This window comes from Mesorhizobium sp. B2-7-2, assembly GCF_006440775.1.
Taxonomy (GTDB): Bacteria; Pseudomonadota; Alphaproteobacteria; order Rhizobiales; family Rhizobiaceae; genus Mesorhizobium.
The window spans coordinates 12,810-30,973 of the sequence record NZ_VFTZ01000040.1; the positions used below are offsets into that span (position 1 = coordinate 12,810).

General features: G+C 63.2%; 29 protein-coding genes and 1 pseudogene. All 30 read right to left on the reverse strand.

The features are described from left to right. Nucleotides 1-130: 130 nt before the first annotated feature. A complete protein-coding gene (locus tag FJ425_RS30080) occupies nt 131-1,441 on the reverse strand; it encodes a replication-associated recombination protein A (protein WP_140727813.1) in 1,311 nt (436 codons plus the stop codon). Nucleotides 1,442-1,564: 123 nt separating this feature from the next. Then, nucleotides 1,565-3,052: a DegQ family serine endoprotease gene (locus FJ425_RS30085; RefSeq protein WP_140727815.1), complete on the reverse strand. Its 1,488-nt coding sequence runs from the start codon at nt 3,050-3,052 to the stop codon at nt 1,565-1,567. Between the two features lie 192 nt (nt 3,053-3,244). After that, nucleotides 3,245-3,676: a 50S ribosomal protein L17 gene (gene rplQ / locus FJ425_RS30090; RefSeq protein ID WP_140544883.1), complete on the reverse strand. Its 432-nt coding sequence runs from the start codon at nt 3,674-3,676 to the stop codon at nt 3,245-3,247. A gap of 104 nt (nt 3,677-3,780) precedes the next feature. Beyond that, a complete protein-coding gene (locus tag FJ425_RS30095; protein ID WP_027170350.1) occupies nt 3,781-4,791 on the reverse strand; it encodes a DNA-directed RNA polymerase subunit alpha in 1,011 nt (336 codons plus the stop codon). Nucleotides 4,792-4,888: 97 nt separating this feature from the next. Continuing rightward, nucleotides 4,889-5,278: a 30S ribosomal protein S11 gene (gene rpsK, locus FJ425_RS30100; protein WP_006205444.1), complete on the reverse strand. Its 390-nt coding sequence runs from the start codon at nt 5,276-5,278 to the stop codon at nt 4,889-4,891. Nucleotides 5,279-5,405: 127 nt separating this feature from the next. Continuing rightward, complete coding sequence (gene rpsM, locus FJ425_RS30105) at nt 5,406-5,774, reverse strand: 30S ribosomal protein S13 (protein ID WP_027170351.1); 369 nt, start codon at nt 5,772-5,774, stop codon at nt 5,406-5,408. 209 nt (nt 5,775-5,983) lie between these two features. Then, a complete protein-coding gene (locus FJ425_RS30110; RefSeq protein WP_140636501.1) occupies nt 5,984-6,574 on the reverse strand; it encodes an adenylate kinase in 591 nt (196 codons plus the stop codon). Next, nucleotides 6,571-7,911, reverse strand: a complete 1,341-nt coding sequence (gene secY, locus FJ425_RS30115) for a preprotein translocase subunit SecY (protein WP_140544879.1) — start codon at nt 7,909-7,911, stop codon at nt 6,571-6,573. Before secY ends, FJ425_RS30110 begins: the two co-directional genes overlap by 4 nt. 256 nt (nt 7,912-8,167) lie before the next feature. Further along, on the reverse strand, nt 8,168-8,641 hold the full coding sequence (gene rplO, locus FJ425_RS30120; protein WP_095765506.1) for a 50S ribosomal protein L15: 474 nt from the start codon (nt 8,639-8,641) through the stop codon (nt 8,168-8,170). 22 nt (nt 8,642-8,663) lie between these two features. Beyond that, nucleotides 8,664-8,861, reverse strand: a complete 198-nt coding sequence (gene rpmD, locus FJ425_RS30125; RefSeq protein ID WP_027170355.1) for a 50S ribosomal protein L30 — start codon at nt 8,859-8,861, stop codon at nt 8,664-8,666. Between the two features lie 25 nt (nt 8,862-8,886). Then, nucleotides 8,887-9,450 carry a 30S ribosomal protein S5 gene (gene rpsE / locus FJ425_RS30130; RefSeq protein WP_036260404.1) on the reverse strand — a complete coding sequence of 188 codons (564 nt, stop codon included), beginning with the start codon at nt 9,448-9,450 and terminating at the stop codon, nt 8,887-8,889. 149 nt (nt 9,451-9,599) lie between these two features. Then, nucleotides 9,600-9,962 (reverse strand): 50S ribosomal protein L18, encoded by a 363-nt coding sequence (gene rplR, locus FJ425_RS30135; RefSeq protein WP_027170356.1) that lies wholly within the window; start codon nt 9,960-9,962, stop codon nt 9,600-9,602. Between the two features lie 138 nt (nt 9,963-10,100). Further along, a complete protein-coding gene (rplF, locus tag FJ425_RS30140; RefSeq protein WP_140636499.1) occupies nt 10,101-10,634 on the reverse strand; it encodes a 50S ribosomal protein L6 in 534 nt (177 codons plus the stop codon). Between the two features lie 114 nt (nt 10,635-10,748). Beyond that, a complete protein-coding gene (rpsH, locus tag FJ425_RS30145; protein WP_027170358.1) occupies nt 10,749-11,147 on the reverse strand; it encodes a 30S ribosomal protein S8 in 399 nt (132 codons plus the stop codon). 12 nt (nt 11,148-11,159) lie between these two features. Further along, nucleotides 11,160-11,465 (reverse strand): 30S ribosomal protein S14, encoded by a 306-nt coding sequence (rpsN, locus tag FJ425_RS30150; protein ID WP_140544873.1) that lies wholly within the window; start codon nt 11,463-11,465, stop codon nt 11,160-11,162. A gap of 26 nt (nt 11,466-11,491) precedes the next feature. Next, nucleotides 11,492-12,070: a 50S ribosomal protein L5 gene (gene rplE / locus FJ425_RS30155; protein ID WP_036260373.1), complete on the reverse strand. Its 579-nt coding sequence runs from the start codon at nt 12,068-12,070 to the stop codon at nt 11,492-11,494. Beyond that, nucleotides 12,063-12,377, reverse strand: coding sequence for a 50S ribosomal protein L24 (gene rplX, locus FJ425_RS30160; RefSeq protein WP_095765510.1), 315 nt, complete (start codon nt 12,375-12,377; stop codon nt 12,063-12,065). The genes rplE and rplX overlap by 8 nt, the downstream gene beginning before the upstream one ends. 12 nt (nt 12,378-12,389) lie before the next feature. Continuing rightward, complete coding sequence (rplN, locus tag FJ425_RS30165) at nt 12,390-12,758, reverse strand: 50S ribosomal protein L14 (RefSeq protein ID WP_006205457.1); 369 nt, start codon at nt 12,756-12,758, stop codon at nt 12,390-12,392. A gap of 81 nt (nt 12,759-12,839) precedes the next feature. After that, nucleotides 12,840-13,079, reverse strand: coding sequence for a 30S ribosomal protein S17 (gene rpsQ / locus FJ425_RS30170; protein WP_023675136.1), 240 nt, complete (start codon nt 13,077-13,079; stop codon nt 12,840-12,842). Nucleotides 13,080-13,083: 4 nt separating this feature from the next. Beyond that, nucleotides 13,084-13,284 (reverse strand): 50S ribosomal protein L29, encoded by a 201-nt coding sequence (gene rpmC / locus FJ425_RS30175; protein WP_042642190.1) that lies wholly within the window; start codon nt 13,282-13,284, stop codon nt 13,084-13,086. A gap of 12 nt (nt 13,285-13,296) precedes the next feature. Beyond that, the gene (rplP, locus tag FJ425_RS30180; protein WP_027170364.1) at nt 13,297-13,710 is read right to left on the reverse strand and encodes a 50S ribosomal protein L16; all 414 of its coding nucleotides are present in this window, start codon (nt 13,708-13,710) and stop codon (nt 13,297-13,299) included. 27 nt (nt 13,711-13,737) lie between these two features. Then, nucleotides 13,738-14,472, reverse strand: a complete 735-nt coding sequence (rpsC, locus tag FJ425_RS30185) for a 30S ribosomal protein S3 (RefSeq protein ID WP_095765512.1) — start codon at nt 14,470-14,472, stop codon at nt 13,738-13,740. Beyond that, a complete protein-coding gene (rplV, locus tag FJ425_RS30190) occupies nt 14,472-14,861 on the reverse strand; it encodes a 50S ribosomal protein L22 (protein ID WP_006205462.1) in 390 nt (129 codons plus the stop codon). The genes rpsC and rplV overlap by 1 nt, the downstream gene beginning before the upstream one ends. A gap of 2 nt (nt 14,862-14,863) precedes the next feature. Continuing rightward, a complete protein-coding gene (gene rpsS, locus FJ425_RS30195; protein ID WP_006205463.1) occupies nt 14,864-15,142 on the reverse strand; it encodes a 30S ribosomal protein S19 in 279 nt (92 codons plus the stop codon). Between the two features lie 16 nt (nt 15,143-15,158). Beyond that, entirely contained in the window at nt 15,159-15,992 is an 834-nt protein-coding gene (rplB, locus tag FJ425_RS30200; protein WP_126084116.1) for a 50S ribosomal protein L2, read from the reverse strand. A 22-nt stretch (nt 15,993-16,014) separates the two neighbouring features. Next, entirely contained in the window at nt 16,015-16,308 is a 294-nt protein-coding gene (locus tag FJ425_RS30205; protein WP_140544867.1) for a 50S ribosomal protein L23, read from the reverse strand. Then, the gene (gene rplD, locus FJ425_RS30210) at nt 16,305-16,925 is read right to left on the reverse strand and encodes a 50S ribosomal protein L4 (protein WP_095765514.1); all 621 of its coding nucleotides are present in this window, start codon (nt 16,923-16,925) and stop codon (nt 16,305-16,307) included. Before rplD ends, FJ425_RS30205 begins: the two co-directional genes overlap by 4 nt. Beyond that, on the reverse strand, nt 16,925-17,641 hold the full coding sequence (gene rplC / locus FJ425_RS30215) for a 50S ribosomal protein L3 (RefSeq protein WP_095765515.1): 717 nt from the start codon (nt 17,639-17,641) through the stop codon (nt 16,925-16,927). Before rplC ends, rplD begins: the two co-directional genes overlap by 1 nt. A 61-nt stretch (nt 17,642-17,702) precedes the next feature. Then, nucleotides 17,703-18,011 carry a 30S ribosomal protein S10 gene (rpsJ, locus tag FJ425_RS30220; RefSeq protein ID WP_006205468.1) on the reverse strand — a complete coding sequence of 103 codons (309 nt, stop codon included), beginning with the start codon at nt 18,009-18,011 and terminating at the stop codon, nt 17,703-17,705. A 69-nt stretch (nt 18,012-18,080) separates the two neighbouring features. After that, nucleotides 18,081-18,164, reverse strand: a pseudogene (locus FJ425_RS30225) (elongation factor Tu); the annotation flags it as partial.

Sequence of the window (18,164 nt, forward strand, 5' to 3'; positions counted from 1 at the left end):
AAATCACGGCAACCCCCGCCAGCCGTGCGTCTTGATAGGATTTTTTGTTTCCCGGCACAATGCCGCAGCGGGTGTGGTCCACCACGACGCGGCTTCGCGTCGAAGCGTGCCGACCGCCGGGCCGCGCAACTCAGCTGCTCCGTTCGCCGCGCAGCTTCGCCCAGTATTCCAGCCGCTTGCGGATATCGCGCTCGAAACCGCGTTCCGGCGGATCGTAGAAAGTGCGCCGGCCCATCTTCTCCGGAAAATAGTCCTGTCCCGAAAACGCCTCCGGCTCATCATGGTCGTAGCGATAGCCGGCGCCGTAATCCTCCTGCTTCATCAGCTTGGTCGGGGCATTGAGAATGTGCTTCGGCGGCAGCAGCGAGCCGAACTCCTTGGCTGCCGCGGTCGCGGCCTTGAAGGCCGTGTAGACGGCGTTCGATTTCGGCGCCGTGGCCAGATAAACGGCGGCCTGGGCAAAGGCGAGTTCGCCCTCTGGCGAGCCTAGATAGTCATAGGCGTCCTTGGCCGCATTGGCCACGACAAGCGCCTGTGGGTCGGCGAGCCCGATATCCTCCACCGCCATGCGCACGAGGCGGCGGCCGAGATAAAGCGGATCCTCGCCGGCATCGAACATGCGAGCAAGATAGTAGAGCGCAGCATCCGGATCGGAGCCGCGTACCGATTTGTGTAGCGCCGAGATCAGATTGTAATGGCCGTCCTGGCCCTTGTCGTAGATCGGCGCACGGCGCTGGATGACGCGCTGCAGGCCTTCCGGCCCGAACACCTCGCCTTTCTTGGCGGCGCGCCAGACTTCCTCAGCCAGCGTCAGCGAGGCGCGGCCGTCGCCATCCGCCATGCGGATCAGCATGGCGCGCGCTTCTTCGTCGAGCGGCAGCGCCCTGCCCTCGGTTTCTTCCGCCCGGGCCAGAAGCTTGGCGATGCTGTCCTCACCCAGCGAACGGAACACCAGCACGCGCGCGCGGGACAAAAGCGCGGCATTCAATTCGAAGGACGGGTTCTCCGTCGTGGCGCCGACCAGCACCACGGTGCCGTCTTCCATCACCGGCAAAAAACCGTCCTGCTGCGCGCGGTTGAAGCGATGGATCTCGTCGACGAAGAGCAGCGTCTGGCGGCCGTTGGAGCGCCTGAGCTTGGCCGCCTCGAACACTTTCTTGAGGTCCGCGACGCCGGAAAAGACGGCCGAGATCTGCTCGAAGGCAAGGTTGGTCTCGCCGGCGAGCAGCCGCGCCACCGTCGTCTTGCCGGTGCCGGGGGGACCCCAGAAGATCATCGAGCCGAGTGAGCCGGAATCGATCAGCCTGGTCAGCGCGCCGTCAGGCCCGGTCAGATGCTCCTGACCCACGACCTCGCCGAGGTTTTTTGGGCGCAACCGATCGGCCAGCGGCCGCCCGGGCGGCGCCTTTTCCGGCTCATCGGAACTGAACAGATCGGCCATGCAAGTCTTTTGGTTGAAACGCGATACCGCTCTTTTGCGAGCACGATCTTGTCCGAACACCGGTTCCCACTTTTGCTACGCGGGCCTTCAGTTCGGGATCATGCTCTAAATGGGCAGATCGCCTCAATAACGCAACATCTGGCGCAGTATCTGCCCGCCGCGCTCAACGGTAAAGCGCCACCAGCGCGTATCCTGCTGGGCAACCTGCGCCAGTGTCGCCGCGGTCTCGATGGTGGTGCCGTTCACCTCGCGCACGATATCGCCCGGCTGGAAACCGAAATCGGCGGCCGGCGAATCGCGGCTGATATCGATGACGGTGACGCCCTTGAGGTCGGTGCGAAGGCCAAGCCGCTGGGCAAGCCTGGGCGACAGTTCCGCCACCTTGGCGCCGGAAAAGGGACTGCGGCCACGCAAGGTGACCTCGCTGGGCTTGGCGCCTTCCGGTGCGCGCTCGAGCGCGATTTCCAGCGTCGCCTGCTGCCCCTTGCTCAGCACGGCGAAGGTCGCCTTGGTGCCGATCGACAGCGTCGCCATGCGATAGTCGAGCGCCTCGATGCTTTCGACCGGCGTGTTGTTGAGCGACAAGATGACGTCGCCAGCCTTGAGCCCCGCCTTGCCCGCCGGCCCGGTGGCGTCCACGGACGACACCAATGCGCCGGTGGGTTTCTCCATGCCGAGCGACTCTGCGATCTGCGGCGTCACCAGTTCGAATTCCGCACCGATATAGGGACGCTCGAAGAAGTCGAGCCCGGCCTTGGCGGCGTCGGCGAAGGCGCGAACCATGTTCGAAGGAATGGCGAAGCCGATGCCGATCGAACCGCCGCTGCGGCTGTAGATGGCCGTGTTGATGCCGACCAGCTGGCCGCCCATGTTGATCAGCGCGCCGCCGGAGTTGCCGGGATTGATGGCGGCATCGGTCTGGATGAAATAGCCCGAATCCGAAACGCCGATATGGCTGCGGGCGAGCGCCGAGACAATGCCGCTGGTGGTGGTCTGGCCGACACCGAACGGATTGCCGATGGCGAGCACAAGGTCGCCGACCTCAAGCGCGTCGGAATCGCCGATGGCGATCACAGGAAACGGCTTGTCGGCCGAGATCTTGAGCACGGCGAGATCGAGCGTCTCGTCCTTGAGCATGACCTTGGAGGTGAACTCGCGTCCGTCGGCGGTTGCGACCTTCACCTCGTCGGCGTCCTTGATGACGTGGAAGTTGGTGACGATCACGCCGCTCGGATCCACCAGCACGCCGGAGCCCAGCGAGGATTGCGCGCGCGGCTGCGCACGGCCGAAGAACTCCTCGAAGAAGGGATCGCCTTCGAATGGCGAGGTCACCTTGGCGGTTTGCGAGGCATAGACATTGACGACGGCCGGCGCCGTCTGCTTGACCAGCGGCGCGAAGGAGAGCTGCACCTCCTCGCGGCCGAACGGCACGCGCTTGTCGGGGCCGGACGTGCCGTTCTCGCCTTCGACGCCATGCAAGAGATCGGTCAGCACGTCGGAGAGGCCCGGATCGGCCGGCTTGGCGGCGTCCTCGGCAAAAGCCTGTCTTGCGGCCGGTGCCGCGGCAAAGACCGCCAGCGCGGCAACAAGAAACAGTCGTTTGAGGTGCATTCTCGAATCCCTCCAGATAGGGCGCCATTGTCTCGACGAATGTGCAGAATGAAAGGCTAATGCACACAAATGCGACACTTGTCGCGCAAAAGCTTGAGCCTGGGCGTGAAATTCCGCTCACCCCGCTCAGACCTGATCCAAATGCAAAAAGGGGCCCGCAGGCCCCTCGAAGTCATTGGCGAAACAGCGACCTCAGGCGGCCGCGGCTTCCTCGTTGGCGCCCTCAGCCTCTATGCGGGCGCGGTCGGCGGCGCCCTTGGCCGAGGTATCGCGATCGACGAATTCGATCACCGCCATCGCGGCGTTGTCGCCCTTGCGGAAGCCCGCCTTCATGATGCGCAGATAGCCGCCATTGCGGGTGGCGTAGCGCGGGGCGATGGTCTCGAACAGGCGCTTGACGACGCCTTCATTGCCGATCTGCGCGATCACCTGGCGGCGGGCGTGCAGGTCGCCGCGCTTGCCGAGCGTCACGAGCTTCTCGACGATCGGACGCAGGTCCTTCGCCTTCGGCAAGGTGGTGACGATCTGCTCGTGCTCGATCAGCGAGACGGCGAGATTGGCGAACATCGACTTGCGGTGGCTGATGCTGCGGGCGAAACGACGGCCTTTGAAACCGTGGCGCATGGCTCTTTTCCTTCTTCAGTTGTTCAAGAGGCCACGGCCTCTGATGGTTTTCCGCATGACCGTCGGATCGAGCGGCTCTCGCCGCCGATCCTTGGAATTCATGCTCAATATTGGTCTTCGTAACGCTTGGCGAGGTCTTCGATGTTTTCCGGCGGCCAGTCCGGCACTTCCATGCCGAGATGGAGGCCCATGGCCGCCAGCACTTCCTTGATCTCGTTCAGCGACTTGCGGCCGAAGTTCGGGGTGCGCAGCATCTCGGCTTCGGTCTTCTGGATCAGGTCGCCGATGTAGACGATGTTGTCGTTCTTCAGGCAGTTGGCCGAACGCACCGAAAGCTCGAGCTCGTCGACCTTCTTGAGCAGCGCCGGGTTGAAGGCGAGCTCGGTGACGGCCTCGGTGGCGACTTCCTTCTGCGGCTCGTCGAAGTTGACGAACAGGCCAAGCTGGTCCTGCAGGATGCGGGCGGCGAAAGCGACCGCGTCCTCGCCCGAGATCGAGCCGTTGGTCTCGATCGTCATGGTCAGCTTGTCATAGTCGAGAACCTGGCCCTCGCGGGTATTCTCGACCTTGTAGGAGACCTTCTTGACCGGCGAATAGAGGCTGTCGACCGGGATCAGCCCGATCGGCGCGTCCTCGGCGCGGTTGCGCTCGGCCGGCACATAGCCCTTGCCGGTGTCGACGGTGAACTCCATGCGGATCTCGGCGCCCTCGTCCAGCGTGCAGATGACGTGGTCGGGGTTGAGGATCTCCACGTCGCCGACCGTCTGGATGTCGCCGGCGAGCACTGCGCCCGGGCCCTGCTTGCGCACGACCATGCGCTTGGGGCCATCGCCTTCCATGCGGATGGCAATTTCCTTGATGTTGAGCACGATGTCGGTCACGTCCTCGCGCACGCCGGCGATGGACGAGAATTCATGCAGCACGCCGTCGATCTGCACGGCGGTGACAGCCGCGCCGCGCAACGAAGACAAAAGCACACGCCGCAGCGCGTTGCCCAGCGTCAGGCCAAAGCCGCGTTCGAGCGGCTCGGCCACCAGCGTGGTCAGCGTCTTCTTCTTCGACGAGAACTCGATCTTGTTCGGCTTGATCAGTTCCTGCCAGTTTTTCTGGATCATAAAAGTCTTCCTTCCTTTGCCCCGCCACCATCCAATCGTGGCGGGCGACACGGAAAACCGCGGAGGAACGCCTTGGCGTTCGCGCGGCGTTTAAAAATCAGACGCGGCGCTTCTTGCGCGGACGGCAGCCATTGTGCGGGATCGGCGTCACGTCACGGATCGAGGTGATGGTGAAGCCCGCCGCCTGCAGCGCGCGGAGCGCCGATTCACGACCGGAGCCGGGTCCGCAGACCTCGACTTCGAGCATGCGCATGCCGTGTTCCTGCGCCTTCTTGGCGACGTCCTCGGCAGCCATCTGGGCTGCGAACGGGGTCGACTTGCGCGAACCCTTGAAACCCTGGGCACCGGCCGACGACCAGGCGATCGAATTGCCCTGCGCGTCGGTGATGGTGATCATGGTGTTGTTGAAGGTCGAATTGACGTGGGCAACGCCCGACGAAATGTTCTTGCGTTCGCGACGGCGAACACGAGCGGCTTCCTTGGCCATGGTATTCCTTTCAGTTGATCTCTACACCGCCGTAATGCCAGCGGCTCCACCTTGGAAAAGCGAGTAGTGAGTAGGGAATAGCGAATAGGGTCCCCTACTCGCTAACCGCTACTCGCTATTCGCTCAATTACTTCTTCTTGCCGGCGATCGCCTTGGCCGGGCCCTTGCGGGTGCGGGCGTTGGTATGCGTGCGCTGGCCGCGGACCGGCAGCGAGCGACGGTGACGCAGGCCGCGGTAGCAGCCGAGGTCCATGAGCCGCTTGATGTTCATCGAGACTTCGCGGCGCAGGTCGCCTTCGACCTGGTAGTCGCGGTCGATCGTCTCGCGGATCTGCAGCACTTCCGCGTCGGTCAGCTGGTTGACGCGGCGGTCCGCCGGGATGCCGACCTTGTCGACGATCTCCTGGGCAAACTTCTTGCCGATGCCGTGAATGTACTGAAGCGCGATGACGACGCGCTTGTTGGTCGGAATGTTGACGCCGGCTATACGAGCCATTTTCTTCTCTTTCTCCATTTGGGCCGGACAAGCCGGCGCTGTCGAAGTTGCCCCGCGTCCGGTGGAGGCCGGCCCTTGCGGGAGTTTCCTGGTTCAAAGCGGATGCCTTGCCCGCAAGGGCAAGCAAAGTCCATGCCTGATAGGAAGACGGGCCGCCATACCCCAACGGCCCATCCTAGTCAAGCGCAATCTTTAATTGTCGACCCGGTCTACTTCACCGCAGCCGCGAGGGCCTTGCCGATCTCGGCGGTCACCGCATCGATACTGGCCATGCCGTCGACGGTCTTGAGCCTACCTTTGGCGTAGTAGTAGCCGATCAGCGGCGCCGTCTTCTTGTAGTATTCGCGCAGGCGCTCTTCGAACACCGCCGGATTGTCGTCCTTGCGCACCGGCTGGCCGGCGACCTTGGCGTCTTCGGCGCGTTTGACGATTCGGCCAACCAACGCCTTGTCGTCGACGACGAGCTCGATGACGGTGTCGAGCGCTATGCCGCGTTCGGCAAGCATGGCCTCGACCGCGTCGGCCTGGATCAGCGTGCGCGGATAGCCGTCGAGGATGAATCCCTTGGCGCAATCCGGCTGATCGATACGCTCGGCGACGATGGCGTTGACGATCGCATCCGAGACCAGCTCACCGGCATCCATCACCGCCTTGGCACGCTTGCCGACCTCGGTTCCGGCCTGGACGGCGGCACGCAGCATGTCACCCGTCGAGAGCTGGGGGATGCCGTGTTTTTCAACCAGTCTTTGTGCTTGTGTCCCCTTGCCCGCTCCTGGCGGCCCAAGCAAAATCAGCCTCATCTGCTCCTCTTCCCCCCGCGCAACTTCGACTTCTTGATCAGGCCCTCATACTGGTGCGCGATCAGGTGACCCTGAATCTGCGCCACCGTATCGAGCGTGACACTGACCACGATCAGAAGCGATGTGCCACCGAGGTAGAAAGGTACGCCAGTCGCCGAAATCAGGAACTCCGGCAGCAGACAGACCAGCACCAGGTAAATGGCGCCGATGACGGTTACGCGCGTCAGAACATAGTCGATATAGTCGGCGGTACGCTCGCCCGGACGATAGCCCGGGATGAAGCCGGAGTGCTTCTTGAGCTGGTCGGCCGTGTCCTTCGGGTTGAAGACGATCGCCGTGTAGAAGAAGGCGAAGAAGACGATCATGCCCGCATAGAAGATCATGTAGAGCGGCTGGCCGTGGCCGAGCGAAGCGAGGATCGTGCTTGCCCAGGCCGGCAGGTTGGTCGCCTGCGAGAAGCCCGCCACGGTCGCCGGCAGAAGCAGCAGCGAGGACGCGAAGATCGGCGGGATGACGCCGGAGGTGTTGAGCTTCAGCGGCAAATGCGAGGTATCGCCCTGGAACATGCGATTGCCGACCTGGCGCTTGGGATACTGGATGAGCAGGCGCCGCTGCGCGCGTTCGAAGAAGACGATGAGCGCAATGACGATAATGGCCAGCACGATGATCGCGAGGATGAGGCCCGTCGACAGCGCGCCGGTACGGCCGAGCTCCAGCGTGCCGGAGATCGCACGCGGCAGGCCGGCGACGATGCCGGAGAAGATGATCAGCGAAATGCCGTTGCCGATGCCGCGCGCGGTGATCTGCTCGCCGAGCCACATCAGGAACATGGTGCCGCCGACCAGCGTGACGACTGTCGAGATGCGGAAGAACATGCCGGGATCGTTGACGATGCCGTTGCCGCCCTCGAGGCCGATCGAAATGCCGTAGGCCTGGATCAGCGCCAGGAGCACGGTGCCGTAGCGCGTGTACTGGTTGATGATCTTGCGGCCCTGCTCGCCTTCCTTCTTCAGCGTTTCCAGCGACGGGATGACCGAGGTCATCAGCTGCATGATGATGGAGGCGGAGATGTAGGGCATGATGCCCAGCGCGAAGATCGCCATGCGCTGCACGGCGCCGCCGGCGAACATGTTGAACATGCCGAGCACGCCCTTGCTCTGCGAGGAGAAGGCCTGGGCGAAAGCATCGGGGTTGATGCCGGGAAGCGGGATATAGGTGCCGAGGCGGTAGACGAGCAGCGCGCCGATGGTGAACCAGATGCGCTTCTTGAGATCCTCGGCCTTGGCGAAGGCCGCGAAATTCAGATTGGAGGCTAGTTGTTCAGCAGCCGAGGCCATGCCTGATTCTCCGCTAGAGCACGATGCCGAAAAATGTGGAGCGGTTTTCGGACGACATCATGCTCTGCTTCTTTGATTTCTACGTCGCGCTCGATGCCGCAGCTCAGGCGGCGCGTGTCACCGAAGCTCACGAGATAAGCTCGGGACCGTAAACATGCAAGCGGCCGCGTTGACGCGGCCGCCCAATTCATCCGGTCAAAGCGCGGTTCGACGGAATATGCGAAATCATCCCGGTCGGCCGCGCTTCAAATCGCCGTTACTCGGCGGCGGCCGCTTCCGGCAGCTTCACCGAACCGCCGGCCTTCTCGATCTTCTCGATCGCGGCCTTGGAGGCGCCGGCGACGTCGAAGGACAGCTTGGCCTTGAGTTCGCCGTCGGAGAGCACGCGCACGCCGTCCTTGGCGCGGCGGATGACGCCGGCGGCAACCAGGGCCTCGGCCGTCACGGTCGCCTTGGCGTCGAGCTTCTTGGCGTCGACAGCAGCCTGGATGCGGGCCAGCGACACGACCGTGAAGCTCTTGGCGAAGATGTTGTTGAAGCCACGCTTCGGCAGGCGCCGGTAGAGCGGCATCTGGCCACCCTCGAAGCCGTTGATGGCAACGCCGGAGCGGGCCTTCTGGCCCTTGACGCCGCGACCGGCGGTCTTGCCCGAGCCGGAACCGATGCCGCGGCCGAGACGCTTCTTGGAGTGCGTCGCGCCGTCCTTGTCACGCAGATCGTTGAGTTTCATGTTTCTTCTCCTGCCCTTCCGTTCAGGCCTCGTCCACGACGCGGACGAGGTGCTGGACGGCGGCGATCATGCCGCGCACCGAAGGGGTATCTTCCAGCGTGCGCCGCTTGTGCATCTTGTTCAGGCCGAGGCCGACCAGCGTCGCGCGCTGCTCCTTCGGCCGGCGGATCGGGGAGCCGATCTGCTCGACGGTGATGGTCTTGGTAGCTTTCTTGGCCATGGTCGAAATCCCTGGTCAGCGTCGACTATTCTTCAGCCGCAACGGCGGTGCCGCGGCGGGCCTGAAGGGTCGAGTACTTGATGCCGCGCGCGGCAGCCACATCCTTCGGATGCATCTGGCTCTTCAGCGCGTCGAAGGTGGCGCGAACCATGTTGTAGGGGTTCGACGAACCCATCGACTTGGCGACCACGTCATGCATGCCGAGCGTCTCGAAGACGGCGCGCATCGGACCGCCGGCGATGATGCCGGTACCCTGCTTGGCGGCGCGCAGCAGAACGCGTCCGGCGCCCCAGCGGCCCTCGACGTCGTGATGCAGCGTGCGGCCCGAACGCAGCGGCACGAAGATCATGTCGCGCTTGGCCGACTCGGTCGCCTTGCGGATCGCTTCCGGCACTTCGCGCGCCTTGCCGTGGCCGAAGCCGACGCGGCCCTTCTGGTCGCCAACGACGACGAGAGCGGCAAAGCCGAAACGACGGCCGCCCTTCACCACCTTGGCGACGCGGTTGATGTGGACGAGCTTGTCCACCATACCGTCGTCGCGCTCTTCGCGCTCGCGGCCGCGGCCGCCATCCCTACGTTCCTGTGCCATATCCTGTTCCTTGTTCTTTTCCGGAAGCACGGGTTGCTGTTTGCCGACGCCTCATTCGGGTCGTCAGCGGCGAACTTTTCCTTTGCATGATCTTATCCGAAAAGTCTGCAACTTTTCGCTGCGCGGACCTCTCGGTTCGGGATCAAGCATTAGAAGCTGAGACCGCCTTCGCGGGCAGCCTCGGCCAGCGCCTTGACGCGGCCGTGATAGATGTACGGGCCGCGGTCGAAGACGACTTCCTTGACCCCGGCCTTCGTGGCACGCTCGGCGATCAGCTTGCCGACCGCGGCCGCGGCTGCGGTGTCGGCGCCGGTCTTGAGCGAACCCTTGAGGTCCTTCTCCAGCGTCGAGGCGGCGGCGAGCGTATGGCCGTTGGCGTCGTCGATCACCTGCACGTAGATGTTCTTCGAGGTGCGGTGCACCGAAAGCCTCGGACGCTCGCCGGCGACCTTCTTCAGCTGGCGGCGCACGCGCTGCGCGCGGCGCTGGATGGTTTCTTTGGGGCTTGCCATAATGTCAGTTCCTTGCCTTCAGAAAACGGGGGCAACCCTGTGCGGTAGGCCAAGCCTCCCGCGGCCGCTCCCCGCGGCGTTACACATCTGCGGCTTGGCCCTTTCCGAAAAGTCTGCAACTTCTCGAGGCCAGGCCTATTACTTCTTCTTGCCTTCCTTGCGCACGATGCGCTCGTTGGCATAGCGCACGCCCTTGCCCTTGTAAGGCTCGGGACCGCGATATTCGCGGATCTCGGCGGCGACCTGGCCGACCTGCTGCTTGTCGATGCCCGACACCGTGATTTCGGTCGGCTTCGGCACCGTAATGGTGATGCCCTGCGGCGTCTGATAGACCACGTCGTGGCTGAAGCCGAGCGCCAGTTGCAGGTTCTTGCCCTGCAACGCCGCACGATAGCCGACGCCGGTGATCTCGAGCTTCTTCTCGAAGCCGTCCTTTACGCCCTGCAGGATGTTGACGATCTGCGTGCGCGACATGCCCCACTTGGAGCGGGCGGTCTTGGTCTGGTCGCGCGGCTCGACGGAGATCTCGTTGTTCACCATCTTCACCAGCACTTCGTCGTTCACCACGAAGTTCAGCTCGCCCTTGGGGCCCTTCGCCGTCACGGTCTGGCCGTTGACGGACGCGGTCACGCCTTGCGGCAGCGAAACGGGTTTCTTTCCGATACGAGACATCGTTGTCTCCTTCTTTCCTTAACTGCTGTGAATGGTGAATGGTAAAATGGTGAATAGCCCGGTCGAAGTTCCGCGCAGTTTCACCATTCACTATTCACCATTGACCATTCGCCCCTAGAATATCTGGCAGAGGATTTCGCCGCCGACATTCTGCTCGCGCGCTTCATGGTCGGCCATGACGCCCTTCGGCGTCGAAAGGATGGCGATGCCGAGGCCGTTGGCGACGTGCGGGATCGACTTGGCCGAGACATAGACGCGACGGCCAGGCTTCGAGACGCGCGCAATCTCGCGCACAACCGGGGCACCGTCGAAATATTTCAGCTCAATCTCGATTTCCGACTTGCCGTTTTCGAAGTCGGTCTGGCTGTAGTCGCGGATATAGCCTTCCGACTTCAGCACTTCGAGGACGCGGGCACGCAGGCGCGAGGCCGGGGTCGAAACGCTCGACTTCTTGCGGCCATAGGCGTTGCGGATGCGGGTCAGCATATCGCCGAGAGGATCGCTCAATGACATCTCAGTGTCTCCTTACCAGCTCGACTTGACCAGGCCCGGGATCTGGCCGGTATTGCCAAGATCGCGAAGCGCGATACGCGAAAGCTTCAGCTTGCGATAATAGGCGCGCGGACGGCCCGTCACCTCGCAGCGGTTACGGATGCGGATCTTTGCCGAGTTGCGCGGCAGCGCCGAAAGCTTCAACTGGGCGCGAAAACGCTCTTCCATCGGCTGGGACTGATCCATGATGATGGCCTTGAGCGCCGCGCGCCTGGCGGCGTACTGGTCGGCGAGCTTGCGGCGCCGGTTGTTCTTCTCGACTGAGCTGGTCTTTGCCATTTCAGATGTTTCCTTTTTCGCTGCCGTTACTGGCGGAAGGGGAAGTTGAAGGCCTTGAGCAGCGCTCTAGCCTCGTCGTCCGTCTTCGCCGTCGTACAAACGATGACGTCCATGCCCCAGACCTGATCAACCTTGTCGTAGTTGATCTCCGGGAACACGATGTGTTCCTTGATGCCCATGGCGTAGTTGCCACGGCCGTCAAAGCTCTTCGGGTTCAGCCCGCGGAAGTCGCGAACGCGCGGCAGCGCGATGTTCACGAGGCGGTCGAGGAACTCGTACATGCGTTCCTTGCGCAGCGTGACCTTGGCGCCGATCGGCATGTTCTCGCGCACCTTGAAGCCGGCAATCGAGTTGCGGGCGCGGGTGACGACGGCCTTCTGGCCGGCGATCATCGCGAGATCCTCGGCCGCGACCGAGGGCTTCTTGGAGTCCGCGGTTGCTTCGCCGACACCCATGTTCAGCACGATCTTGTCGATGCGCGGAACCTGCATGTCGTTGTCGTAGCCGAACTGCTCCTGCATCGCCTTGCGGATGGTCTCGTTGTAGACCTTCTTGAGGCGCGGCTCGTTCTTGGCAGTTGCCTGCTTGGTTTCAGCCTTAGCCATTGATGACTTCTCCCGAACGCTTGGCGACGCGCACCTTCTTGCCATCCTTCTGGATGGTGAAGCCGACGCGGGTCGGCTTGCCGTCCTTGGGGTCGGCCAGCGCGATATTCGACAGGTGGATCGGCGCTTCCTTGGTGATGATCCCAGCCTCTTGCGACTGGGTCTGCTTCTGGTGACGGCGAATGAGGTTCACGCCGCGGACGACCGCGGTGTCTTCCTTCGGCTGCACCGACAGGACTTCGCCCGAACGGCCCTTGTCCTTGCCGGCAAGCACGACGACCTTGTCGCCTTTTTTGATCTTTTGCATTGGTCCGGCTCCTTACAGCACTTCAGGCGCGAGCGAGATGATCTTCATGTGGTTCTTGGCGCGCAACTCGCGCGGAACCGGTCCGAAGATACGGGTGCCGATCGGCTCTTTCTTATTGTCGACGAGAACGGCCGCGTTCTTGTCGAAACGGATCACGCTGCCGTCCGGGCGGCGGATGTCCTTGGCCGTGCGAACCACGACCGCCTTCATCACATCGCCCTTCTTAACGCGGCCGCGCGGAATGGCTTCCTTGATCGACACCACGATGATGTCGCCGACGGAGGCGTATTTCCGCTTCGAGCCGCCCAGCACCTTGATGCACATGACACGACGGGCGCCGGAATTATCCGCGACGTCGAGGTTTGTTTGCATCTGAATCATGACTGGCCGCCTTCTTCTTTTCTAACGGGACGGGTTCTTCACCCCTCCCCGGTCTGTCCAAAATTCGGTTCGTCGCCCGGATCAAGCCTGATCCGAAGAGACGACAACCCAGCGCTTGTCCTTGGAAATCGGCTTCGATTCCTGGATGAACACCTGGTCGCCGACCTTGTGGGCGTTGTTCTCGTCGTGCGCCTTGTACTTCTTGGTCATGCGCACGGTCTTCTTCATCACGGGATGCGTGAAGCGACGCTCGACCTTGACCACGACCGTCTTCTCGTTCTTGTCGCTGACGACGGTGCCCTGCAGGATGCGCTTTGGCATGGTCTTAACCCTTCTTGGCCGCGGCTTTTTCCGCGGCGATGGTCTTGATGCGCGCGATGTCCTTGCGGACCTGCTTCACGCGCGCGGTCTTTTCGAGCTGGCCGGTGGCCTTCTGGAAGCGCAGGTTGAACTGCTCCTTCTTGAGAGCGGCCAGGTCGTCGGTCAGCTGATCCTGGGTCTTGGTCCGGATGTCTTCGGCTTTCATGATCGCCTGTCCTTATTCTGCGATGCGCTGCACGAAGCGCGTCTTGACCGAGAGCTTGGCGGCGCCGAGACGCAGCGCTTCACGAGCGGTCTCCTCGCTGACGCCGTCGATCTCGAACATGATACGGCCGGGCTTGACGCGCGCCGCCCAGTAGTCGACGGCGCCCTTGCCCTTACCCATGCGGACTTCGGTCGGCTTCGAGGTGACCGGCAGGTCCGGGAACACCCGGATCCAGACGCGGCCGGCGCGCTTCATCTCGCGGGTGATCGCGCGGCGGGCCGCCTCGATCTCGCGCGCGGTGACGCGGTTCGGCTCAAGCGCCTTCAGCCCGAAACCGCCGAAATCCAGATTGGTGCCGCCCTTGGCGGTACCGTGGATACGGCCCTTGAACTGCTTGCGGAACTTTGTGCGCTTTGGCTGCAGCATCGTTCTAACTCCAAATTCTCAAATGTCTCAGGCGTTCTCGCGACGGCGGCCGCGTTCGCGCTCACCGCCAGCACCGCCGCCGCCATGCGCGGCATCGCCTTCGGTTGCACGGCGCTCGGAAGCCATCGGGTCATGCTCGAGGATCTCGCCCTTGAACACCCACACCTTGACGCCGCAGATGCCGTAGGCCGTGTTCGCCTCGGCCGTGCCGTAGTCGACGTCGGCGCGCAACGTATGCAGCGGCACGCGGCCTTCGCGGTACCACTCCATGCGCGCGATCTCGGCGCCGCCGAGACGGCCGGAGCAGTTGATGCGGATGCCTTCGGCGCCGAGACGCATGGCCGATTGAACGGCACGCTTCATGGCGCGGCGGAACGCGATGCGGCGCTCGAGCTGCTGGGCGATCGACTGGGCGACCAGCGTAGCGTCGATTTCCGGCTTGCGCACTTCAACGATGTTGAGGTGCGTTTCGGACTTCGTCATCTCGGTCAGCTTCTTGCGAAGCTTCTCGATGTCGGCGCCCTTCTTGCCGATGATGAGGCCCGGACGCGCGGCGTGGATGGTCACGCGGCACTTCTTGTGCGGACGCTCGATCACGACTTTCGAGATCGCGGCCTGCTTGAGTTCCTTCTCGAGATACTTGCGGATCTTGAGGTCCTCGTGCAGCAGCTGGCCATATTCGCCGGTGTTCGCGAACCAGCGCGAATCCCAGGTACGGTTGATGCCGAGACGCAGCCCGATCGGATTGACTTTCTGGCCCATTATGCGGCCTCCCCTTTTTCCTCGACTTCACGAACGACGATCGTGAGGTGCGAGAACGGCTTTTCGATACGGCTGGCGCGGCCGCGGCCACGAGCGTGGAAACGCTTCATGACGATCGACTTGCCGACATAGGCTTCCGCCACGATCAGAGCGTCGACGTCGAGGTCGTGATTGTTTTCCGCATTGGCGATCGCCGATTCCAGCGTCTTCTTGACCGTGCCGGAAATCCGCTTGGCCGAGAATTCGAGGTCGGAAAGCGCTGTCGCGACCTTCTTGCCGCGGATCAGCGCGGCAACTAGGTTGAGCTTCTGCGGGCTGATGCGGATCGTGCGCAGAACGGCACGCGCCTCGTTATCAGCAAGCCTGCGCGGAGCTTTGGCCTTGCCCATGATTATTTCCTCTTCGCCTTCTTATCCGCGCCGTGACCGTAATAGGTCCGGGTCGGAGCGAATTCACCGAACTTGTGGCCGACCATGTCCTCGTTCACCGAGACGGGAACGTGCTTCTGGCCGTTGTAGACACCGAAGGTGAAGCCGACGAACTGCGGCAGGATGGTGGAGCGACGGCTCCACATCTTGATCACCTCATTGCGACCACCTTCACGAACCTTGTCCACCTTCTTGAGAAGGTAGCCGTCGATAAAGGGGCCTTTCCAAATCGAACGAGTCACTTGGCGTTACCTCTTCTTAGCTCTTGCGCTGATGACGCGAGCGCAGGATGAACTTGTCGGTCGCCTTGTTGGACCGCGTCTTCTTGCCCTTGGTCGGCTTGCCCCAAGGCGAAACCGGATGACGGCCACCCGAGGTGCGGCCTTCGCCGCCGCCATGCGGATGGTCGACCGGGTTCATGGCCACGCCGCGATTGTGCGGGCGCTTGCCGCGCCACACGGTGCGACCGGCCTTGCCATCGTTGATGTTGCCGTGGTCGGGGTTCGACACGGCGCCGACGGTGGCCATGCAGGAACCGTGCACGACACGCTGCTCGCCCGAGTTGAGGCGCAGGATCGCCATGCCCTGGTCGCGGCCGACGAGCTGGGCGTAACCGCCAGCCGAACGGGCGACCTGACCGCCCTTGCCCGGCTTCAGCTCGATGTTATGGACGATCGTGCCGACCGGCATCGAGGCCAGCGGCATCGCGTTGCCCGGCTTCACGTCGACCGCTTCGCCGGCCACGATCTTGTCGCCGGCAGCAAGACGCTGCGGGGCCAGGATGTAGGACAGCTCGCCGTCGTCATACTTGATCAGCGCGATGAAGGCGGTGCGGTTCGGATCGTATTCGATACGCTCGACCGTGCCGACGACGTCGTACTTCTTACGCTTGAAGTCGATGATGCGGTACGAACGCTTGTGACCGCCGCCGATAAAGCGGGCCGTGATGCGGCCGTAGTTGTTGCGGCCGCCCGACTTGGTCAGGCCTTCGGTCAGGCCCTTGACGGGCTTGCCCTTGTAGAGGCCCGAGCGGTCGACGATGACCAGCTGGCGGGTGCTCGGCGTTACCGGGTTGAATTTTTTAAGTGCCATTGTCCTGTCCTCGCGGCCTTGCTCAGAGACCCGTCGCGACGTCGATCGACTGGCCTTCGGCCAGCGTCACAACCGCCTTCTTGACGTCGCCCTGGCGGCCAACGGTGCCGCGGAAGCGCTTGATCTTGCCCTTGCGGACGAGCGTGTTCACAGCCGTCACCTTGACGCCGAAGAGAGCCTCCACGGCAGCCTTGATTTCCGGCTTCGACGCCTTCTTGGCGACGTTGAAGACGACCTGGTTCTGCTCGGAAGCCATGGTCGACTTTTCGGTGATCGCCGGCGAGACGATCACGTCGTAGTGACGGAGGTCGGTCATTTAAAGCGCTCCTCGAGAGCCTCGACGGCGGCCTTCGAAAGGACCAGCGTGCCGCGGCGCAGAATGTCGTAGACGTTGATGCCCTGGATGGGCAGCACGTCGATGTTCGGAATGTTGGTCGCCGCCAGCTTGAAGTTCTGGTCAAGCTCGGCGCCACCGATGACCAGGGCGTTGGTCAGCCCCAGCGTCTCGAAATTCGCCACCAGCGCCTTGGTCTTGGCTTCGGTGAGCTTCAGCTCGTCGACGATGATCAGCGAAGCGCTCTTGGCCTTGGCCGAGAGAGCGTGCTTGAGGCCAAGCGCACGGACTTTCTTCGGCAGCTCGTGCTCATGGCTGCGAACGACCGGGCCGTGTGCCTTGCCGCCGCCGCGGAACTGCGGAGCGCGGGCCGAGTGGTGACGGGCGCGGCCGGTACCCTTCTGCTTATACATCTTGGCGCCGGTGCGCGCGATTTCGGCGCGGCCCTTGGCCTTGTGCGTGCCCTGCTGCTTCTTGGCGAGCTGCCAGCGCACGACGCGCTGCAGGATGTCTTCGCGCGGGTCAAGGCCGAAAATCTCCTCGGAGAGTTCCACCTTGCCGGCGTCCTTGCCGCCCAGCGTTGTGATCTTGAGATCCATTATTCGGCTCCCTCAGTGGCCGGGGCTTCGTTCTTGGCGGCAGCGGCGCGGATCGCGGCCGGCTTCGGCGCATTGGCCGGCAGCGCAACCTTGGCGGCGTCGCGAACCAGGATCCAGGCGCCCTTGACGCCGGGAACCGCGCCGCGGATCAGGATCAGGCCGCGATCGGCGTCGGTCGAGACGACCTCGACATTCTGCGTGGTGACGCGGGTGTCGCCCATGTGGCCGGCCATCTTCTTGCCCTTGAATACCTTGCCGGGGTCCTGGCGCTGGCCGGTCGAGCCGTGCGTGCGGTGCGAGACCGAGTTACCGTGCGTGGCGCGGCCACCGCCCATGTGGTGCCGCTTGATCACGCCCTGGAAACCCTTGCCGGTCGAGGTGCCGGTGACGTCCACCTTCTGGCCGGCGACGAAATGCTCGACGGTCAGCTCGGCGCCGACGTCGATCATGTTGTCGGCGGAGACGCGGAACTCGGCGACCTTGGCCTTCGGCTCGACGGAAGCGGCGGCGAAATGGCCGCGCATCGCCTTCGACGTGTTCTTCACCTTGGCAAGGCCAACGCCGAGCTGGACGGCAGTGTAGCCGTTCTTCTCCTGCGTGCGCTGGGCCACGACCTGGCAGTTCTCCATCTGGAGAACGGTGACGGGAACGTGTTCGCCGGCATCGTTATAGATGCGGGTCATTCCCACCTTTTTTGCAATCACACCTGAACGCATCGGTTCAATTCCTTTAGAGTTCCGGGCCAGGGGCACCGCCCCTTACCGCTCTCTCATTCCCTTAGAGCTTGATCTCGACGTCGACACCGGCGGCCAGATCGAGCTTCATCAAAGCATCGACCGTCTGCGGGGTCGGATCGACGATGTCGAGCAGCCGCTTATGCGTGCGCATCTCGAACTGTTCGCGGCTCTTCTTGTCGACGTGGGGCGACCGGTTGACCGTGAATTTTTCGATCCGCGTCGGCAGCGGGATGGGGCCGCGGACGTTGGCGCCGGTGCGCTTGGCGGTCGACACGATTTCGCGCGTCGAGGCGTCGAGCACCCGGTGGTCAAACGCCTTAAGGCGGATGCGGATATTCTGTCCGTTCATGCGTCAATTCCTTGTTCTGGCGCGGCGCGGGCAGCTCCCGCGCCCGCGACAGATCGGTTTCAGTCCAAATTACTCTTTGATGGTGACGACGATGCCGGCACCGACGGTGCGGCCGCCTTCACGGATGGCGAAGCGCAGCTTCTCTTCCATCGC

What these genes read in the sequence shown, in the direction of transcription:
- rpsM (WP_027170351.1), bottom strand. Translation starts at nt 5,774, where the DNA reads ATGGCTCGTATAGCCGGCGTCAACATTCCGACCAACAAGCGCGTCGTC.
- rplQ (WP_140544883.1), bottom strand. Translation starts at nt 3,676, where the DNA reads ATGCGCCACGGTTTCAAAGGCCGTCGTTTCGCCCGCAGCATCAGCCAC.
- secY (WP_140544879.1), bottom strand. Translation starts at nt 7,911, where the DNA reads ATGGCCTCGGCTGCTGAACAACTAGCCTCCAATCTGAATTTCGCGGCC.
- rplO (WP_095765506.1), bottom strand. Translation starts at nt 8,641, where the DNA reads ATGAAACTCAACGATCTGCGTGACAAGGACGGCGCGACGCACTCCAAG.
- rplR (WP_027170356.1), bottom strand. Translation starts at nt 9,962, where the DNA reads ATGGCAAGCCCCAAAGAAACCATCCAGCGCCGCGCGCAGCGCGTGCGC.
- FJ425_RS30095 (WP_027170350.1), bottom strand. Translation starts at nt 4,791, where the DNA reads ATGATCCAGAAAAACTGGCAGGAACTGATCAAGCCGAACAAGATCGAG.
- rplV (WP_006205462.1), bottom strand. Translation starts at nt 14,861, where the DNA reads ATGGGCAAGGCCAAAGCTCCGCGCAGGCTTGCTGATAACGAGGCGCGT.
- rplC (WP_095765515.1), bottom strand. Translation starts at nt 17,641, where the DNA reads ATGCGTTCAGGTGTGATTGCAAAAAAGGTGGGAATGACCCGCATCTAT.
- FJ425_RS30205 (WP_140544867.1), bottom strand. Translation starts at nt 16,308, where the DNA reads ATGACCGACCTCCGTCACTACGACGTGATCGTCTCGCCGGCGATCACC.
- FJ425_RS30085 (WP_140727815.1), bottom strand. Translation starts at nt 3,052, where the DNA reads ATGCACCTCAAACGACTGTTTCTTGTTGCCGCGCTGGCGGTCTTTGCC.
- rpsE (WP_036260404.1), bottom strand. Translation starts at nt 9,450, where the DNA reads ATGGCACAGGAACGTAGGGATGGCGGCCGCGGCCGCGAGCGCGAAGAG.
- rpsJ (WP_006205468.1), bottom strand. Translation starts at nt 18,011, where the DNA reads ATGAACGGACAGAATATCCGCATCCGCCTTAAGGCGTTTGACCACCGG.
- rpsC (WP_095765512.1), bottom strand. Translation starts at nt 14,472, where the DNA reads ATGGGCCAGAAAGTCAATCCGATCGGGCTGCGTCTCGGCATCAACCGT.
- rplB (WP_126084116.1), bottom strand. Translation starts at nt 15,992, where the DNA reads ATGGCACTTAAAAAATTCAACCCGGTAACGCCGAGCACCCGCCAGCTG.
- rplE (WP_036260373.1), bottom strand. Translation starts at nt 12,070, where the DNA reads ATGGCTAAGGCTGAAACCAAGCAGGCAACTGCCAAGAACGAGCCGCGC.
- rpsK (WP_006205444.1), bottom strand. Translation starts at nt 5,278, where the DNA reads ATGGCCAAGGAAGCCGCTCGTGTTCGCCGTCGCGAACGCAAGAACATT.
- rplX (WP_095765510.1), bottom strand. Translation starts at nt 12,377, where the DNA reads ATGCAAAAGATCAAAAAAGGCGACAAGGTCGTCGTGCTTGCCGGCAAG.
- rplD (WP_095765514.1), bottom strand. Translation starts at nt 16,925, where the DNA reads ATGGATCTCAAGATCACAACGCTGGGCGGCAAGGACGCCGGCAAGGTG.
- rplN (WP_006205457.1), bottom strand. Translation starts at nt 12,758, where the DNA reads ATGATTCAGATGCAAACAAACCTCGACGTCGCGGATAATTCCGGCGCC.
- rpsN (WP_140544873.1), bottom strand. Translation starts at nt 11,465, where the DNA reads ATGGCAAAGACCAGCTCAGTCGAGAAGAACAACCGGCGCCGCAAGCTC.
- rpmC (WP_042642190.1), bottom strand. Translation starts at nt 13,284, where the DNA reads ATGAAAGCCGAAGACATCCGGACCAAGACCCAGGATCAGCTGACCGAC.
- FJ425_RS30080 (WP_140727813.1), bottom strand. Translation starts at nt 1,441, where the DNA reads ATGGCCGATCTGTTCAGTTCCGATGAGCCGGAAAAGGCGCCGCCCGGG.
- rpmD (WP_027170355.1), bottom strand. Translation starts at nt 8,861, where the DNA reads ATGGCCAAGAAAGCTACCAAGACCATCACCGTCGAGCAGATCGGCTCC.
- rpsQ (WP_023675136.1), bottom strand. Translation starts at nt 13,079, where the DNA reads ATGCCAAAGCGCATCCTGCAGGGCACCGTCGTCAGCGACAAGAACGAG.
- rplP (WP_027170364.1), bottom strand. Translation starts at nt 13,710, where the DNA reads ATGCTGCAGCCAAAGCGCACAAAGTTCCGCAAGCAGTTCAAGGGCCGT.
- FJ425_RS30110 (WP_140636501.1), bottom strand. Translation starts at nt 6,574, where the DNA reads ATGAGGCTGATTTTGCTTGGGCCGCCAGGAGCGGGCAAGGGGACACAA.
- rpsH (WP_027170358.1), bottom strand. Translation starts at nt 11,147, where the DNA reads ATGTCATTGAGCGATCCTCTCGGCGATATGCTGACCCGCATCCGCAAC.
- rplF (WP_140636499.1), bottom strand. Translation starts at nt 10,634, where the DNA reads ATGTCTCGTATCGGAAAGAAACCCGTTTCGCTGCCGCAAGGCGTGACC.